Here is a 15,767-nt window from a genome sequence, read left to right as displayed (position 1 = left end):
GCTAACAAAAATTATTCGGGAAATTCCAGAGCAAGGTACTTCTTAATCAAAGGGAAAGTCCACGCTGATAGGTGTAATGGAGCTTTTTGTTGGCCTCTGCATCTGTGAAAACCTGCGCAATGGGATCCCACTTCAGTGGACGGCCAAGCTCATGGGCAATATTGCCAATGGTACAAGCTGAGCAAGTGCTATGACCTACTTCTACTGGCACAATAGGATCTTTTCGCTTTCGGATGCAATCGATGAAATCCACATGATGCGCACCAAAACTGAAATTCTCCTGTTCCTTTCCAATCTGCAAATCGGCGATTGAGGTATCGTAGTTTCCTCGGGAAACTTTGATCCATCCCTTTTCTCCCAAAAACTTAACGCCTTGTCGACCTTCGTCAAACTTGGTGATGAGCATTTCCACCCCATTGGCATAGCGATAGGTGAGCGGCTTATCCCCAGCAGCAGGAATGACCTGGACCGGACCATTTCGGTCCATGCTGAGTCCCCATTGAGCAATGTCAATCATATGTGCGCCCCAATCGGTCATCAGCCCACCGCCTGTTTCCTTGTACCATCTCCAAGCTCCCCAAGCGGATTCATTTTTTTCAGGATTCAGGGAAATACCTGGATTTAAGAGGTCATTGAAATGGAGTGATGGAATTGGGCCGAGCCACTTTTCCCAGTTGAGTCCCGCCGGGATTTCTTCCTTGGCCAGATCATACGGTTTAGGATGTGGATTGTCTCCTACGTGGACGAGCACTTGGGAGATTTTGCCCAACTTACCTCGCTGCACATGCATGGCGGCTGTCTGGAAATTAACTGCTGCCCGCTGCATGGAGCCTACAGCGAGTACAATGCCGTTTTCACGGACCGCTTTCACGAGTTCTTGACCTTCCTTGATGGTGAAGGTGAGGGGTTTTTCGAGGTAAATATCCTTTTTGGCACGACAGGCATCAATCGCCATGATCGCATGCCAATGGTCAGGAGAAGCAATCACCACGGCATCCACTTCTGGATTTGCCAAGAGCTCGCGGTAATCTTCATACAGCTTGGGAGCAACATAGGTTTTGCCAGCTTCAGTCATGTTCTTCTGAACGCGAAGCGCAAAACGCTCTCTTTTGATCGCATAGACATCCGCTGCGGCGACGACCTCTACACCGGGAATACGCATGAAGTTATTCAACAGACCCATGGCTTGGCGGCCCACTCCTATGAAGCCTAAGCGGACTCTTTCATGAGCAGCTTTAAATAACGGGGTGGGGGAAGAGGCAAGGGAAAGCCCGGGAAGCAAACTCAATCCGGCGGAAGTCAGGAGACTGGCACCGAGAAATTTTCGGCGGGAAAAGGAATTGGAACTCATCAGGTTAATGGGTTTAAAGTGTTTTGTGCGATAAGCGAAATAAATTACCAGAAATGATTCGTCTTTCGAAATTTCAGGAAGTCAATTTGATAAAGGAGGGTTATTTCCCGATGAAAGGAAAGCTACATGACTTTTCTCAGGTACTCAAATTGAACTCTTTTCCTCCCTTTTTACTTTCTTGCCATAGAAATTTTCTATCAAAATGACTATTCAACAGCTTGAATATTTGATCGCCGTAGATAAGCATCGCCACTTTGGAAATGCGGCCGAATCTTGTTTTGTGACTCAACCTACGCTCAGTGCGCAGCTGAGTAAACTGGAAAAAGAACTCGGAGTAATTCTTTTTGATCGAAGTAAAATGCCTGTGATACCCACTGAAATCGGCGTGCAAATCATTTCCCAGGCTAAAAAAGTAGTCTCTGAAAGCAAAGGAATCATGGAACTGGTCGCTCAGCTGAAAGGGGATATCTCAGGTGTCATCAAACTGGGTATCATTCCGACATTGGCTCCCTACCTGCTTCATTTGTTTGTTAGAAAATTTTTGGAAAAGTACCCCAATGTCAAATTGGAGGTGCAGGAAATGGTGACAGAGGAAGTAGTCCGAAGACTGAAGAACGACGAACTCGACTTAGGCATTGTCGTGACACCGTTGGATGAACCGGGGATTGTGGAAAAGCCCATGTTTTACGAAAAATTCTACGCCTATTTTTCCAAAGACCATGAACTGCTGAAAGAAAAAGAAATCCGTCCGGAGCAATTGAAGAAAGAGGAACTTTGGGTGCTGCAGCAAGGCCATTGCTTCCGCGATCAGGTGATCAGTTTTTGTGATCAAAGCCTGTCAGGTCATAAAAATTTCCACTACGAAAGTGGCTCTTTGGAAGGCCTGCGAAATATGGTCAACCGCTACAAAGGGCTTACCCTGCTGCCGGAGTTGGCCACCCATGAGCTATCCTTTGAAGAAAAATCCAGGCTGAGGCCATTTCTAGGCACTGCACCGACTCGAGAAGTCAGCATCATTCTCAACCGCAGTTTTTTGAAGCAAAAATTGGTGGAATTGCTCTACCATGAAATTACCGAGTCAATCCCTCAAGAAATGACTTCCAAAGCCCACGGGAAGGTGGTGAGGTTTAAGTAAAAACGTTACAATAAAACCTTGCCTATTTTAGTAATGACATAAGACAGGCATATGGTCACTGTATTCTAACCAATCCTGCTTTTTTCCAATTTCGAATTTTAAAAGGTTTGGAATATATCTCTCGGGGCCGAATATGTAATCTATGTGATAGACTTTCTCTTCGTTTTTTCTAAAATAAAAAGTGGGAGTAGACTCCTTTCCCTGATCCTCTTTTGCTGATTGATGATAAAAACTTTTAAGCCCTAACTCCTCAAATTCTCTGACTACATCTGAATGGTTCCACCATCTATCCCATTGATCCCAAATCGCATTACTGTTAAAATCGCCTATTATAAATGCATCTTTTAATAGGAGTTTATTGATCTTTAAATATTTCCAAACCTGACCGATATACCCAAAATTGGGAGAGTTATTTTGATGTGCCCAAACAGAAACCAGGTTGAAATCATCATTCACTTTACATGGTAAAAAATACTTGACGGCATGATCTAAATAATAATTCGACCATTCTAAAAGCTCAATTTTCACTTCCTCTCGGGCAAAAATCCCCAGGCCTTTGTTTTTGGTATCACCTAACCAAAGATGGTTCTTAGCCCAGCTTTGGTATTCGGGATGATTTGATCTTAAGGGATCTTCACACTCTTGAATCACATAGATATCAGCATCTAATTCAGAAATTTTTTGAAACTTCTTCCTAAGTGCTCCATTGCAATTCCATGTGACTACTTTCAATAGTTCAACTTTTTAACTTTTCACACCATCACCCTTCGACTCCGCTCAGGGAGACACCCAAATTTCAAATCTCAATCCTCAAATCAGGAATTATTTCTTCAATACCTCTTTCCAACCCTTAGCCTCAATCTGAGCTGCAGATTCTTCGACTTTTTCACGAAGTCCCGTTTTGAAGGCATCCATTTTTTTCCCGATCTCAGCATCATAAGCACCGACAATCGAAGCGGCGAGAATACCGGCATTTTTACCTCCGTTTAGCGCCACGGTCGCTACAGGAATCCCACTTGGCATCTGTAAAATGGACAAAATACTGTCCCAACCATCGATCGAATTGGAGCTTTTGACCGGAACTCCGATCACAGGAAGACTGGTCAACGAAGCTACCATTCCTGGCAAATGGGCAGCACCGCCTGCTCCTGCTACGATGACTTTGATCCCACGCTCACGTGCTGACTCAGCATAGTCGATCATGCGCCTTGGCGTACGATGCGCACTCACCACGGTGAGCTCGTAGCCGATTCCGAGTTCTTCGAGAAACTGGGCAGCTTCTGCCATGACAGGGAGGTCAGATTGACTTCCCATGATGATTCCTACCTGTGGGTTCATGAGATGGATTTTATTTTGATCAATTCTTTGATTCGATTTGCTTTTGCCTTGAGCGCCTCTAGGCTTTCATCCAAAATGGTCACATGGCCCATTTTACGGAAAGGCTTGGTCAATTTTTTACCATAAAGGTGAATGTACACCCCTTTTTCTGCCAATGCCTCCTCTTTACCTTCGATGATGGCCGGACCCGAAAACCCGTCTTCACCCAGCAGATTGATCATCGCGGCAGGGCAACGCAGGTCGGGATTGCCAAGTGGCCAATTCATCACCGACCGCAAGTGCTGCTCAAACTGGGAGGTAAAATTGGCCTCGATGGTATGGTGTCCGCTGTTATGCGGACGGGGTGCGATCTCATTGACAAGGACCTCGCCTGATTTGGTCACAAATAGCTCCACTGCCAAAATGCCGACCATGTCCAATTTCAGGATGACTTCCTTGGCGATTTGCTGGGCTTTTTCTTCGACCTCAGGGGTGATTTCTGCGGGAGCAAAAAGAAACTCCACCAAATTGGCGGTCGGATGAAAAGCGCATTCTACGGCCGGATAAGCGATGAGATCTCCCTTTTCATTCCGAGCTACAGTCACCGCGATTTCTTTGTCAAAATCAATCAACTTTTCCAGCAATCCCGGCGCATCAAAGGCCTGCTCCAAATCTGCCTCAGATCTCAATATCTGCACTCCACGACCGTCATAGCCTTCTTTTCCCAGTTTGTTGACAGCGGGAAGAAAGGACTTTTTGGCGATGACATCGGCTTTATTTTCAGTCAAAACAAAATCCGCCGTGGGGATTCCATGCTGGGCATAGAATTGCTTTTGCTCGCGCTTGTCTTGGATGAGTTTAAGAATGTGGGGTTGAGGAAAAACTTTTTTCCCTTCCTCAGCCAGCTTTTGCAAGGCATCCGTATTGACGGCCTCGATCTCCACGGTGATGACGTCACAGTTTTTCCCAAAGGCATAAACCGTGTCGAAATCCTTTAGCGAACCCACTTGGAACTGCTGCGCAATATCCTTACAGGGCGCATTGGGGTCGGGATCAAGGATGTGAATGTCCTGATTGTAATTGATGGCGGACTGGATCAGCATACGGCCGAGCTGCCCGCCACCAAGAACTCCTAAAATTTCGGAAGGTGATTTGGTAGGCATAGAGACCCCAAAATTAGAAGAATTGACTTGAAAATGGGGTATTTATCCTAAAGCAAGATCAATTTCCCGCTCAAGTCCCTCCCTTGATTACATTGAGCAAAACAACGACAATGGCTATAACCAACAAAATGTGGATCAAACCACCAGCGCTATAAACAAACGCACCTAATACCCATCCGATGACCAGGATGACAGCAATAACATAGAGCAAAGATCTCATGGCAATTTTGTTTAAGTTAACTGATTGATTTTGAATCAATTTAACTCTAATTATTTCGATATTTTCAGGATTACTGATTTAAATAAGGTGACTTTTATCAACATTTATCCCAAAAAACAAAGCCTGAAAAATCAGGTTGAGCTACCACATTTTTTTGGAAAAATGCGCTTAAAAACTGCCTTGAAACAAAATAAGATGGGTAATCCGATGTGGTTAAACCTAATTTAAAGTGATCATTTTTGACCTATCTATAGATAAATCTGGAAATCAATAAAAGCGCAGGTCTAGGTATAAAAAATAGATTTATGCCTCTTTAAGCTCCGATCCGCAACTAGTTACAGCCACTAAAAAGTAGAATTTTTGGATTCACGCTCCATTCTCAAACCGTATTCCCATTAATTCCATGAGCTTGTGAGCATTGAAACTAGGGCAAGGTCCATCTTTCAGCTTGTAATCAAAGGCAATGGTCTGATCCTGAATCTCCGAGTGGAAGGAGAAATTCCTGAGGCGAGATTCTTTTTTAGCCAATTCGGCCAATTCGATATCATGTGTACTAATGATTCCAAAACCCTGTGTATGTAACATCTGACGGATGAGAGCCTCTGATCCCGAAATTCGGTCTTGGGTATTGGTTCCTTTGAGAATTTCATCCAACAAAAAGAAAATAGCCTCTCCTGATTCCAATCGTGTAATCAAGGTGCGAATACGATACAACTCGGCATAAAAAGAACTCACACTTTCCCCCAGATTATCCGAGTTTCTCATGCTGGTGTAAAGCTGAATGGGCCCAAGAGTGAGTTCATCGGCAAAGGGCCGAAGTCCAAGATTGACCAAGACCGCATTGATCCCGAGGGTGCGCATAAAGGTCGTTTTGCCACTCATATTGGCACCTGTCAACAGGGCTAGTTGACTTTGATTTCCCAATTGAATGGAGTTTCCAATAGCTTTTCCTGGAAGGATGAGGGGATGAGATGCATTTTTTGCATCCAGGATCCTTGCCTCAGTCCAGTGGCTTTTTCCAGCGTGGCCGACTTCCAGTTCAAAACTCCCCAGCGAAACCCAGACTTCCCAGTTTTCCAGACTTTCAGGTAGCTGTGGTAGGGAGTCTGCTACTCGATTTTTCCAGTTGGCTAGGGTCAGAAAAAGTGCAAAATCAGTCCAAAACAGCAAGTTGACTGGCAAATAGAGCAGATTGAGCCGATTTTGTACCCAAAGCCCAAGGCGATCCAAGTCCTGAAGTTGGGCGGAAGCAGGATGTCCGCTCGAATAGACTTTAGATTTTTCCTGTGAAAGTAATTCGGCCTGAAAATTTTCCGATTCGATTTTCTCCGCCCGAATCGCCATCGACTTCACTTGGGCAGAGAGAGGAATGACCTCAGCCGCTCGCTTCAGCGGGACAAAAACCAAAGACAAGGTCAACACGCCAAGCAAAATCCAAACTCCAAGAATCGCCTGAGGAATTATCCCCAATGAAATCAGAATAAGCAACGTAAGTCCACCAAGGGGACCTGCAACGGCTAAGATTTGATGAAGAAAAGAAATTTTCTGAGGCTCGGCCAACCAGCTTTTCCAGGATTGGAAGCTTTCTTTCTCTGTGCCAAAAGCCAATCCCACCGACTCAAGTGCACGGAGAAATTCAGGTTTTCCCCTAAGCTCCTCCACCGCTTGCTCACGCTTTTTTGCTTGCTCCTGTGAAAACTCAGCTTTCATCAGCTGAGCCAATTTCGCTTTGCCGCCGATAGATGTGGTATGATTGAGCAGCTGAAAAAGTGAATGGGATCCAAACAAGTCCAAATCCCCCGAAAAAGGATGGGCTTTGTCAGCAAACTCCAACCCATCGGGCAAAGATGCAAGCTCACGCGACTGACATAGGGCCTTTCGGCGCTCCATCTCTTCGATGGCCAAATAGATGGCTTCCTGATGTTTGGCAACATTGAATTTTTTGATCAAAAAGATAAAAAGCCAAATCAGCAGGACTCCAGGAATCAGCCAAAGCACATGCTCTGCCACACCCAAAATCGAGAAAGCAAGCATCCCGAAAAACGCCCCCAACCTAAACGTGCTCAATTGGACCGCTTTTTTTCGGACTGACTGAAGCTTAAGCCTCAACTCTTTGCTGTCAAAATCAAATTCAACCATGGACAAAGATAGCTAAAGGCGTATTTGGAATAAGAAAATATAAATGCAACATTATTGCATTTAAAACGTGAGATCACTAGGTTTGAAAAAGAATTTTCACCTGATGAAAGCAAAAGATAGGTATGGGTTAAAGGATTTTTTCGGTTTGATACTATTGGTCGGTCTTTTCGCCTTTTCGGCACCTCAAGGCCGACTTTGGGAGCTTTTCGGAAGGACTACTTTCCAAGAGAAATTCAACAAAACGCACGGCGTTTACTTCTACTACCCAAGATTCAGTACCGAATTGCTGGCCCTTCAGGGGAAATCCGTGGAGCTACAGGGATTCTATATTCCCTTGGAGACCAGCACCTCCAAAACGATGATTTTGTCCAAATACCCCATGGCCGAATGCTTCTTTTGCGGAGGGGCAGGCCCTGAAAGCGTGGCCATAGTCTATCTCAAAAATTCTCCTACCAAGAGACCCAAGCTCGATCAAATCATCAAAGTCAGTGGCATCCTCCAACTCAACGCAACCGATGTGGAAGAGATGACCTTCATCATTCAAAACGCAGTAATTATCCCATGAATCCAAGCAAAAAACTACCAGTCACTGTCTTAAGCGGCTTTTTGGGTGCCGGAAAAACAACCCTACTTAACCACATCCTACACAATAAGGAAGGCCTAAAAGTAGCCGTGATCGTCAATGACATGGGCGAAGTCAATGTGGACGCCCAGCTTATTGCTCAAGGAAATACCCTATCCCGAACGGATGAAAAACTGGTAGAAATGAGCAATGGATGCATCTGCTGCACCTTAAGGGAAGATTTGATGATTGAGATCGAAAAACTGGCCCAAGAAAACCGGTTTGATTACCTCCTCATTGAAAGTACGGGCATTTCCGAACCGCTACCTGTAGCTCAGACCTTCAGTTTTGTGGATGAGGAAAAAGGAATCGACCTGTCGCGATTCAGCCGATTAGATACCTTGGTCACCGTGGTGGATGCCTATAATTTCCCACAGCAGTTTGGCAGCGGAGAGACAGTTTTTTCTTCAGGTCTTAATGAAGACGAGGAAGATCAACGCTCAATCGTCAACCTGCTAACCGATCAAATTGAATTTGCCAACATCATCTTACTCAACAAAATCGACCTGGTCAGTGCCAAACAAGCGGGGGAACTCAAGGCCATCTTGTCCAAGCTAAATCCCAAAGCCAAGATTTTGGAAACCCAATTTGGAAAAATAGAGCCTTTTCGAATTTTGAATACAGGCCTTTACGACTCGGCAGAATTGGAAGGGACGGAGGCCTGGCAGGATGAACTGGTGAAAACACACACGCCAGAGACAGAGGAGTATGGGATCAAAAGCTTTGTGTTCCGAGATCGTCGTCCGTTTCATCCGCAGCGTTTTTGGAATTACGTCGCCAAATCTTGGCCTACTTCGATTCTTCGAAGCAAGGGTCTATTTTACATAGCCTCGAGAAGGGATGAAGCCATCTCCTGGTCACAGGCAGGGGGTAGCCTCAAAGCAGAACCCATGGGGGTGTGGTGGGCTTCGATGCCTTTCAAGCAACGCATTCAATACGCTTCTTTCATCGAAAATCAGGCTTTGATTGAGTCTAAATGGCACAAAAACTTTGGAGATCGGATGAATGAGCTAGTTCTGATTGGGCAGTATCCTGATGAAAAAACCATCACGGAGGAACTCAAAAAATGCCTACTTACCGACCATGAGTTGACTTTGTATTTTGCCAATAAACCTTTTTCGGATCCATGGCCGTTTTAAAGTGGTAACTTGGATGTGCTATGAAAAAGAAGAAACTACCTCAAGAACCTATCGTGGAAGAATGGGATTTCAGTGAAGGTTTTGGGATAATGCCCACGGACATTCCCCTCACGCAAAACATCGGCTGTGTGGGAGGAAAGTCAAAAAAACAGGTTTTCCGGCCTGCCAAACCTGAAAATAAAGAGTAGATTTGATCTACTTTTAACTTCTATCTCTATGAATACGACCCGATTATTTAGACCACTTGTCGTCTTATCCTTTATCACGTTTGCATTATTTTCCTGTAACGAAGGACTCGACTCCATCCTGCCGGAACCAGATTTGTCTTTGGTGGAAGATGAATTTGAGGTCAACACCGTCTTGGAAGACTTGGACAATCTCACCTTAAAGTCTCTGGAAGCGAGCGGCCTTGGATTTCGAACTACTACTATAGCCAATGGATCTATTTGCTCTACTGCCACACTCAATCACGACACAGCAGGTAAAAAAATTACTCTTGAATTTGGCTCAGGTTGTACCTCTAATGGAATCACCAGAAAAGGCAAAGTCATTTTCACCTATACAGGCAGCTTCTTAATTCCCGGATCTAGCGTGGTTACCACTTTCCAAGGCTACGAAGTCAACGGACTCAAAGTGGAAGGTACCCGCACCATCACCAATACAGGCATCAACATTCAGAATTTTGAAATCACGCTGGCTGTTAAAATCCAGAATGGCAAAGTCACCTGGCCTGACGGAAAAGTATCCTCTTTCATCACCGATCAGGTTAGAAAAATAACCCTTGGCTCTTCGGGATATCAGGCATCTGTAACAGGCACTGGCAGTGGCACGAGCAAGACTGGAATCTCCTACACTGCTTCTATTTCAGAGCCACTCATAGTGACCCAATCCTGTGTAGAATCAGGCATTTCGATCCCCAACAAGGGAAAAATCAATTTTAGCTATTTGTCTTTTGTTTTCACCGTTGACTATGGTACTGGAGAATGTGATAAAAAACTCACCATTACCTATCCCGGTGGAGTGAAAGAGATGACTTTAGACTAAGTCGTTTTTTTCGGAAATCAAGTAAAGGCTATCTTTCGGGGTAGCCTTTTTTAATATGGAAAAAATAGAAATCAATGGGTTTCCTCATGTCAGGTTACCATTCAATCAGCTCACCGAGGATGAAATGCGTGTAAATGCTTTTTCTTTCTTCGAAAAAATGAACAAAAGGAGGACTGTAAGAGCGATAGACTCCCGAATGGTCCCCGAGGAAATCATCGAAAACATCATTCGTACCGCAGCCACAGCTCCTTCAGGGGCACACAAGCAGCCTTGGACTTTTTGTATGATTTCTGATCCCGAAATCAAAAAACAAATTCGGATAGCTGCCGAAGAAGAGGAACGAATCAGCTATTCTGAACGAATGCCTGAAGATTGGAAGCAAGATTTAAAACCTCTGGCTACTGACTGGCAAAAACCTTTTCTGGAAGAAGCGCCATACCTGATCGCGGTTTTCAAGCAATCTTACGGCTTGGAAAATGGGGTCAAATCCCAACACTACTATGTCAACGAATCCGTAGGAATAGCCTGCGGCATGTTGATCTCGGCCATTCATTTGGCCGGTTTGGTGACCGTTACACACACGCCAAGCCCCATGAATTTTCTAAGTAAAATACTGGGGCGCCCAGAGAATGAACGCCCCTACTTGCTTTTACCGGTAGGCTATCCCAAGAAAAATGCTTTTGTGCCTGATTTGGAAAGAAAACCTTTACATGAGGTGCTCAAGAAGTATTAAAAAAGCTTGAAAGGGTGAATTGAGTTAATCGCCTTTTTGATTGATCACGCGCTGCGGGAAAGGAATCTCGATGTTCTTTTCTCGGAACGTGTTGTTGATTTTTTCCATAGTCTCAAAGTAAACCGGCCACAGGTTTTCCGTCTGAGTCCAAACTCTAATCACCAAATCCAGTGAACTATCGCCAAAATTATTGAGCCATACCACCGGCTGAGGATCAGTCAAAATCCGCGAATCCTCTAACAACAAAGCCAGGATAGTCTCTCTGACTACTTTAAGGTCTGAGCTGTATGACACACCAACCTTGATTTCGACTCTGCGTGTGGGTTGGGAGTTGAGATTGACCACTTCTGAGTTGGCCAAAGCTCCGTTGGGAATGATTACTTCCTGATTGTCAAAAGTGGTCAAGTGGGTATAGAGGATGTCTATTTTTCTTACTACACCAGTAAATCCGCGACCATTGATCGCATCCCCAACTTGGAATGGCTTAAACAATAAGATCAGAACTCCTCCGGCAAAATTGGAAAGAGAGCCCTGCAATGCCAAGCCTATCGCCAAACCTGCTGCTCCGAGAATGGCAAAGAATGAAGACATCGGCACTCCCAAAATCGTCGCCACTCCAATAAATAGAGATACGTAAAGCAAGGCTTTCACCAATCCTACCAAAAAACTATTTAGCGAAGGATTGGCTTCTCTTTTTTCCAAAATCAGCTCAAATCCTTTGAGGAGCTTACGGACGAAAAAACGACCGATTAGGTAAAAAAGAAGAGCATATATCAATGTGGGAATGATTTTGTAGGCCAATTGAATGCCTTCATCCCAAAGGGTTTTCACTGTTTCCGGTGATAGTTCCATTAGTTATTGCTTTGGTTTAAATCCTAAAAACGTACGATGACCTGCCATCTGAATGCCCAAAACCAGCGAATTTGGAACCGCTGAATGCCAGCGCCTTTAAGGACTCTTTCCCAATCGGTTTTGGAAAAACTTCTCAACACAGACAGCGGAGCATCATTTTGTACCATAGGTGATCTGCTGAAGAGCTTGGTCAGCCACTTGATGCTGTAATAGGCAAGGCGGTGACGATGCAGGTCATTGATCACGATCCCCAATCGGGCCTTTGATTTCATCGCTTTCAAAAGCTCCTTCAATTCCACATCTGTGAAATGGTGGGTAAATAACGTACAGGTAATTAGATCCGTCTTTTCGGCAGCAAATTCGGGTTCGAAGACATTCTGAACCCTCCACCTGATGGCAGGCAGGTCACTTTGTCTAACCTTGGCAAATTCAATAATGTTCCCGTTGGCATCGATTCCGGTAAATTGGGCCGGGATTTCATGCTTTTGAGCCCACCTGCTCATGACTCGGATCATATCTCCTCCACCACAACCGATGTCTGTGATTTCGTAGTGCTTTTGGGGATTTTCGCGAATAAGTTGGGTCAGTCCCAATGTGGTGACGTGATTTCCTCCCAGCCATCGATTGATGGTTTTGAGTTCTCGAAGGGTCTGCTCTAGGACAGGACCTGAGCAGTCCAGATCGTCCATGATTTCCTTTTCCGTACTTCTTTGGGAAAAAATACTCATCGCTTATCCAGTAAGAGTGTTTCCAAAGTCAAACCAGGTCCAAAGCCCATGGCTAATAAATCCCCCTTGATGGCATTGTCCTTCATTACTTTCTCCAAAACAAACAAAATACTGACAGAGGACATGTTCCCGAAATTTCTCAAGACATCCATCGAATGCCTGTTCACTTCAGGAGGTAGGTCAAAAGCCTCTTGAACTTTCTGCAAAATCTGCTTTCCCCCCGGATGAATGGCAAATTGGGTAATCTGAGAGAGACCAAACTTCGCTTCAAAAGCACCTTTCAATTTATTTATACCCTGATCCAAAAGCGCAGGAATGTACTGGCTCAGCCTCATCTCAAACCCAAAATCACCAATGCCCCAAGCCATGTCTTTTTCTCCTTCGCGCAGGATCTGACTCAGGTAGTTTTTAATCACCAAACCCTGGTCCGATCTCATGACCAAGGCAGCTGCAGCCCCATCTCCAAAAAGCGAGTTGGCGAGGAGGTTGTCTTCGGTGTATTCTTTCTGAAAATGAAGGGTGCAAAGCTCCACCGCCACGACCAGGACTTTGGCCTCAGGCTGCGCTTTCAGGATTTTGTCAGCAAGCTTCAATCCTGTGAATGCAGCATAACAGCCCATAAAATGAATGCAATACCGCTCCACCGAATCATCAAGACCCAAGTGCTGTACCAAGTCCAGCTCCACTCCCGGAGCGACCATTCCGGTGCAGGAGACCAACACCAGATGGGTAACTTCATGAGCTGGAACTTTTGCCTGATTCAAAGCGGATTGAGAAGCTTTCAAAGCTAAGCGAGGTGCTTCTATTTGAAACACTTCCATCCGGGCCTTGGTCCCAGGGAATGGGTTTAGATCTTTTGACTTGGGGAAAAAGGAAAAATCGTTGGGTTCTTTTTTCTCAAAATCTTCCAAGACACTATGGCGAAAATCAATTCCGGAAATCCGATAAAAAAATTGAAGCTTTCGGCTTTCCAAATCATCCAGCTGATGCGCCATCTGCATAAATCGGGATATTTCGGACTGAGAAATCGGCTTTCCCGGATAGGAGATGCCAATGCTAACAATGCTGGAATTCATTAATTCAAGTTAGGGGAATATTTCTAATTTGGTCTGTATACTCACAACCCTTTCTATCCAATAAGGTTAAGTACCCAATCCAACTCCGCTATGATCACGCGCTCCAGTATCAAACATCTTCGCATTCCGTTTTCATTTTTCCTGATGCCTGTTTTCTTTTTTGCGCTGGCCCTGACCCCCAATCTCAACGAAATGCGATTGGCTTTGGTCTTTATTGCCCTGCACTTGTTTTTGTATCCCAGTAGCAATGGGTACAACAGTTATTTTGATCGGGATGAGGAGAGTATCGGAGGATTGAAATTTCCTCCCAAAGTGACTCCAGATTTATATTGGCTGGCACAGGTTTTTTTTGTGATCGCCTTGCTTTTGGGAGCATGGATCAGTTGGTTTTTTGCCAGCATGCTCGCCGTCTATGGTTTGGTAAGCATGGCTTATAGTCATCCCTCCATCCGGATCAAAAAATATCCTTGGACCAGTTGGGTGATCGCAGGACTTTTTCAAGGTTATTTCACCTTTGCCATGGCCTATGCAGGCTTGAGTGAATTGGGTTGGGAAGTAATCTTCAAGCCCCATGTGCTCATCCCGGGCCTGTTGACCAGCTTGATGCTTTGGGGCAATTATCCCTTGACCCAGGTCTATCAGCATCGGGAAGATGCTCGTAGAGGAGACCAAACGTTGAGCAGAACCTTGGGGATCCAAGGTACTTTTGCATTTTCAAGTTTCTTCTTTGCCCTTACCGGAGCTGCATTTGTCTGGTATTTTTTGGACAGAGGACAGACCCCTATCCTCTGGATTTACCTTGGGGCAATGGCTCCAATCCTGTTGTTTTTTCTGGTTTGGTTTGGTTTTGTTCGGACCAATCCTGAAAAATATGCCTCCTACAGCTGGGCCATGGGGATGAATGCCCTGTCTGCTATTTCACTCAACGCTTTCTTTATTTATTACTTTCTGGAAAATACCCAGATCCTTCAGGTCTTCGGGTACTGATCAAAAAGGCTGACCGTGTGTATTTCTCATAATCAGATTGGCTGCGAAGGGAACATATTGGATAAGTCCTCGGGCCAGCACCGACCCTCGACCTGAACCAAAGAGCTTTTGGACTGTCCGTCCCACGGCCAATCTCCGTCGAAAATGTGCATTCCATTTTTTGGAATACAGCTGCTCTACTTCAATCCGTGAGTCACCTTGGGTAAGTGCTTCCACGGCAAGCTTGGCAGAGTGAATCGCCATGGCCATGCCATTGCCACAGAGCGGGGTGATCAATCCGGCGGTGTCACCGATCATGAGCACGTGATTTTCTACTGGTTGCTTGGGCTCAAAATTGATTTCATTGATGACCTCAGGTTTTTCAAATAAAAATTCACTCTCCTGAAAAATGTGCTTGAGGATCGGGTTTTTCCAAAGGACCTCACGCTCCATCTCCTCGATCGAACCGTAGGTGCGGAGCTGATCCCTACTACCAAGATAGCAGAGGTTGAATTTGCCGGATTCGATGGCGTTGATCCCGCAATACCCTCCATCGAAATTATGAAGAGCTACTGTTTCGCGGTCAAAGTCAGTTTTCACATGATACTTCACCCCGATGTAGGGACTTCGCTCAAAGAAAAACTTGCGCTTGAGCACCTTGTCCAATTTGCTTCTTTTTCCAAAAGCCCCCAAAACATACTTTGCTGTGATGGTAGAAAAATCAGATAGCTGAACCTGAAATAGGTCAGAGGCAGGATCAAAAGTCAAATCACTTACCTGAATTCCTGTTTTGACTTCCACCCCCTCTTCCAAGGCAAGCTGATAAAGCCATTCATCCATGACGTATCGGCTAATGCCAAAGCCTCCTAAATCAAGAGGAATGCGAACAGTCTGACCCTTGGTGTCCGAAAATTGAAATTGGCTGATTTGCGGAAGCTCTAAAAAATCAGGCAAAAGGCCACTCCTGGTTAAAAAGTCTAGAACTTCATTGGAAACATACTCGCCGCAGACCCGATGAAAAGGATAAACTTTCTTTTCAATCAGTAGTACTTTGTGTCCGTCTTTGGCCAAAAGTAAGGAGGATACCAATCCTGCAAGCCCTCCACCGATGACGATCACTTCTCTTTTTTGCTTGTCCAAGTGCCTTTGATTTTATGATGCAACCGCTTATCAAAAAATAAGTTTTACATCTCCCTTATCCCACGCTTTGGAAGTTACTTTATTTCTTAATCAAATTTGAAAGCTATGAACAAAACCCTACCCAAATTACTAAGGAGAACCA

At 44.9% G+C, this 15,767-nt stretch carries 17 protein-coding genes; 7 read left to right on the top strand and 10 right to left on the bottom strand.

Annotation, left to right across the window (positions count from 1 at the left end; genetic code table 11):
* Window positions 1–46: 46 nt before the first annotated feature.
* On the bottom strand, window positions 47–1,351 hold the full coding sequence (locus ACFPIK_RS08010; protein WP_377914006.1) for a Gfo/Idh/MocA family protein: 1,305 nt from the start codon (window positions 1,349–1,351) through the stop codon (window positions 47–49).
* 202 nt (window positions 1,352–1,553) lie between these two features.
* Here ACFPIK_RS08010 and ACFPIK_RS08005 point away from each other — a divergent pair, with 202 nt between their 5' ends.
* A complete protein-coding gene (locus tag ACFPIK_RS08005) occupies window positions 1,554–2,486 on the top strand; it encodes a hydrogen peroxide-inducible genes activator (RefSeq protein ID WP_377914004.1) in 933 nt (310 codons plus the stop codon).
* A gap of 27 nt (window positions 2,487–2,513) precedes the next feature.
* On the opposite strand, the gene ACFPIK_RS08000 is transcribed toward ACFPIK_RS08005, so the two are convergent.
* The 5 genes from ACFPIK_RS08000 to ACFPIK_RS07980 form a co-directional block, all read right to left on the bottom strand.
* Window positions 2,514–3,218 (bottom strand): endonuclease/exonuclease/phosphatase family protein, encoded by a 705-nt coding sequence (locus ACFPIK_RS08000; RefSeq protein WP_377914002.1) that lies wholly within the window; start codon window positions 3,216–3,218, stop codon window positions 2,514–2,516.
* A gap of 90 nt (window positions 3,219–3,308) precedes the next feature.
* Window positions 3,309–3,824, bottom strand: a complete 516-nt coding sequence (purE, locus tag ACFPIK_RS07995; protein ID WP_377914000.1) for a 5-(carboxyamino)imidazole ribonucleotide mutase — start codon at window positions 3,822–3,824, stop codon at window positions 3,309–3,311.
* A complete protein-coding gene (locus ACFPIK_RS07990; RefSeq protein WP_377913998.1) occupies window positions 3,821–4,966 on the bottom strand; it encodes a 5-(carboxyamino)imidazole ribonucleotide synthase in 1,146 nt (381 codons plus the stop codon). Before ACFPIK_RS07990 ends, purE begins: the two co-directional genes overlap by 4 nt.
* A gap of 70 nt (window positions 4,967–5,036) precedes the next feature.
* Entirely contained in the window at window positions 5,037–5,186 is a 150-nt protein-coding gene (locus ACFPIK_RS07985; protein ID WP_377913996.1) for a lmo0937 family membrane protein, read from the bottom strand.
* A gap of 366 nt (window positions 5,187–5,552) precedes the next feature.
* A complete protein-coding gene (locus tag ACFPIK_RS07980) occupies window positions 5,553–7,325 on the bottom strand; it encodes a MutS-related protein (RefSeq protein ID WP_377913994.1) in 1,773 nt (590 codons plus the stop codon).
* A 103-nt stretch (window positions 7,326–7,428) separates the two neighbouring features.
* Between ACFPIK_RS07980 and ACFPIK_RS07975 the strand changes: the two genes are divergently transcribed.
* Genes ACFPIK_RS07975 through ACFPIK_RS07955 form a run of 5 tightly spaced genes read left to right on the top strand, consistent with a single transcriptional unit; the run spans window position 7,429 to window position 10,863 of the window.
* Entirely contained in the window at window positions 7,429–7,890 is a 462-nt protein-coding gene (locus tag ACFPIK_RS07975) for a hypothetical protein (RefSeq protein ID WP_377913992.1), read from the top strand.
* A complete protein-coding gene (locus ACFPIK_RS07970) occupies window positions 7,887–9,086 on the top strand; it encodes a GTP-binding protein (RefSeq protein WP_377913991.1) in 1,200 nt (399 codons plus the stop codon). The genes ACFPIK_RS07975 and ACFPIK_RS07970 overlap by 4 nt, the downstream gene beginning before the upstream one ends.
* 20 nt (window positions 9,087–9,106) lie before the next feature.
* Window positions 9,107–9,274, top strand: a complete 168-nt coding sequence (locus ACFPIK_RS07965) for a hypothetical protein (RefSeq protein WP_377913989.1) — start codon at window positions 9,107–9,109, stop codon at window positions 9,272–9,274.
* A gap of 28 nt (window positions 9,275–9,302) precedes the next feature.
* The gene (locus ACFPIK_RS07960; RefSeq protein ID WP_377913987.1) at window positions 9,303–10,130 is read left to right on the top strand and encodes a hypothetical protein; all 828 of its coding nucleotides are present in this window, start codon (window positions 9,303–9,305) and stop codon (window positions 10,128–10,130) included.
* A gap of 55 nt (window positions 10,131–10,185) precedes the next feature.
* Window positions 10,186–10,863, top strand: a complete 678-nt coding sequence (locus tag ACFPIK_RS07955; protein ID WP_377913985.1) for a nitroreductase family protein — start codon at window positions 10,186–10,188, stop codon at window positions 10,861–10,863.
* Between the two features lie 24 nt (window positions 10,864–10,887).
* Here ACFPIK_RS07955 and ACFPIK_RS07950 read toward each other — a convergent pair whose 3' ends face one another.
* From ACFPIK_RS07950 to ACFPIK_RS07940, 3 genes are read right to left on the bottom strand one after another with little or no spacing between them, the layout of a single operon-like run.
* Entirely contained in the window at window positions 10,888–11,715 is an 828-nt protein-coding gene (locus ACFPIK_RS07950) for a mechanosensitive ion channel family protein (RefSeq protein ID WP_377913983.1), read from the bottom strand.
* Window positions 11,716–11,738: 23 nt separating this feature from the next.
* Entirely contained in the window at window positions 11,739–12,404 is a 666-nt protein-coding gene (locus ACFPIK_RS07945) for a methyltransferase domain-containing protein (RefSeq protein WP_377913981.1), read from the bottom strand.
* A 35-nt stretch (window positions 12,405–12,439) separates the two neighbouring features.
* The gene (locus ACFPIK_RS07940; RefSeq protein ID WP_377913979.1) at window positions 12,440–13,519 is read right to left on the bottom strand and encodes a type III polyketide synthase; all 1,080 of its coding nucleotides are present in this window, start codon (window positions 13,517–13,519) and stop codon (window positions 12,440–12,442) included.
* Window positions 13,520–13,609: 90 nt separating this feature from the next.
* On the opposite strand from ACFPIK_RS07940, the gene ACFPIK_RS07935 reads away from it, so the two are divergent.
* Entirely contained in the window at window positions 13,610–14,506 is an 897-nt protein-coding gene (locus tag ACFPIK_RS07935) for a UbiA family prenyltransferase (protein WP_377913977.1), read from the top strand.
* On the opposite strand, the gene ACFPIK_RS07930 is transcribed toward ACFPIK_RS07935, so the two are convergent.
* A complete protein-coding gene (locus tag ACFPIK_RS07930) occupies window positions 14,507–15,625 on the bottom strand; it encodes an NAD(P)/FAD-dependent oxidoreductase (RefSeq protein WP_377913975.1) in 1,119 nt (372 codons plus the stop codon).
* Between the last annotated feature and the right edge of the window lie 142 nt (window positions 15,626–15,767).

The organism is Algoriphagus aquatilis, assembly GCF_042657405.1.
Taxonomy (GTDB): domain Bacteria; phylum Bacteroidota; class Bacteroidia; order Cytophagales; family Cyclobacteriaceae; genus Algoriphagus; species Algoriphagus aquatilis.
This window is presented reverse-complemented; position numbering and strand designations above follow the sequence as displayed.

Excerpts from the sequence above, each read along its gene's own strand:
- ACFPIK_RS08010 (WP_377914006.1), bottom strand. The coding sequence starts at position 1,351 with ATGAGTTCCAATTCCTTTTCCCGCCGAAAATTTCTCGGTGCCAGTCTC.
- ACFPIK_RS08005 (WP_377914004.1), top strand. The coding sequence starts at position 1,554 with ATGACTATTCAACAGCTTGAATATTTGATCGCCGTAGATAAGCATCGC.
- purE (WP_377914000.1), bottom strand. The coding sequence starts at position 3,824 with ATGAACCCACAGGTAGGAATCATCATGGGAAGTCAATCTGACCTCCCT.
- ACFPIK_RS07990 (WP_377913998.1), bottom strand. The coding sequence starts at position 4,966 with ATGCCTACCAAATCACCTTCCGAAATTTTAGGAGTTCTTGGTGGCGGG.
- ACFPIK_RS07985 (WP_377913996.1), bottom strand. The coding sequence starts at position 5,186 with ATGAGATCTTTGCTCTATGTTATTGCTGTCATCCTGGTCATCGGATGG.
- ACFPIK_RS07980 (WP_377913994.1), bottom strand. The coding sequence starts at position 7,325 with ATGGTTGAATTTGATTTTGACAGCAAAGAGTTGAGGCTTAAGCTTCAG.
- ACFPIK_RS07975 (WP_377913992.1), top strand. The coding sequence starts at position 7,429 with ATGAAAGCAAAAGATAGGTATGGGTTAAAGGATTTTTTCGGTTTGATA.
- ACFPIK_RS07970 (WP_377913991.1), top strand. The coding sequence starts at position 7,887 with ATGAATCCAAGCAAAAAACTACCAGTCACTGTCTTAAGCGGCTTTTTG.
- ACFPIK_RS07965 (WP_377913989.1), top strand. The coding sequence starts at position 9,107 with ATGAAAAAGAAGAAACTACCTCAAGAACCTATCGTGGAAGAATGGGAT.
- ACFPIK_RS07960 (WP_377913987.1), top strand. The coding sequence starts at position 9,303 with ATGAATACGACCCGATTATTTAGACCACTTGTCGTCTTATCCTTTATC.
- ACFPIK_RS07955 (WP_377913985.1), top strand. The coding sequence starts at position 10,186 with ATGGAAAAAATAGAAATCAATGGGTTTCCTCATGTCAGGTTACCATTC.
- ACFPIK_RS07950 (WP_377913983.1), bottom strand. The coding sequence starts at position 11,715 with ATGGAACTATCACCGGAAACAGTGAAAACCCTTTGGGATGAAGGCATT.
- ACFPIK_RS07945 (WP_377913981.1), bottom strand. The coding sequence starts at position 12,404 with ATGGACGATCTGGACTGCTCAGGTCCTGTCCTAGAGCAGACCCTTCGA.
- ACFPIK_RS07940 (WP_377913979.1), bottom strand. The coding sequence starts at position 13,519 with ATGAATTCCAGCATTGTTAGCATTGGCATCTCCTATCCGGGAAAGCCG.
- ACFPIK_RS07935 (WP_377913977.1), top strand. The coding sequence starts at position 13,610 with ATGATCACGCGCTCCAGTATCAAACATCTTCGCATTCCGTTTTCATTT.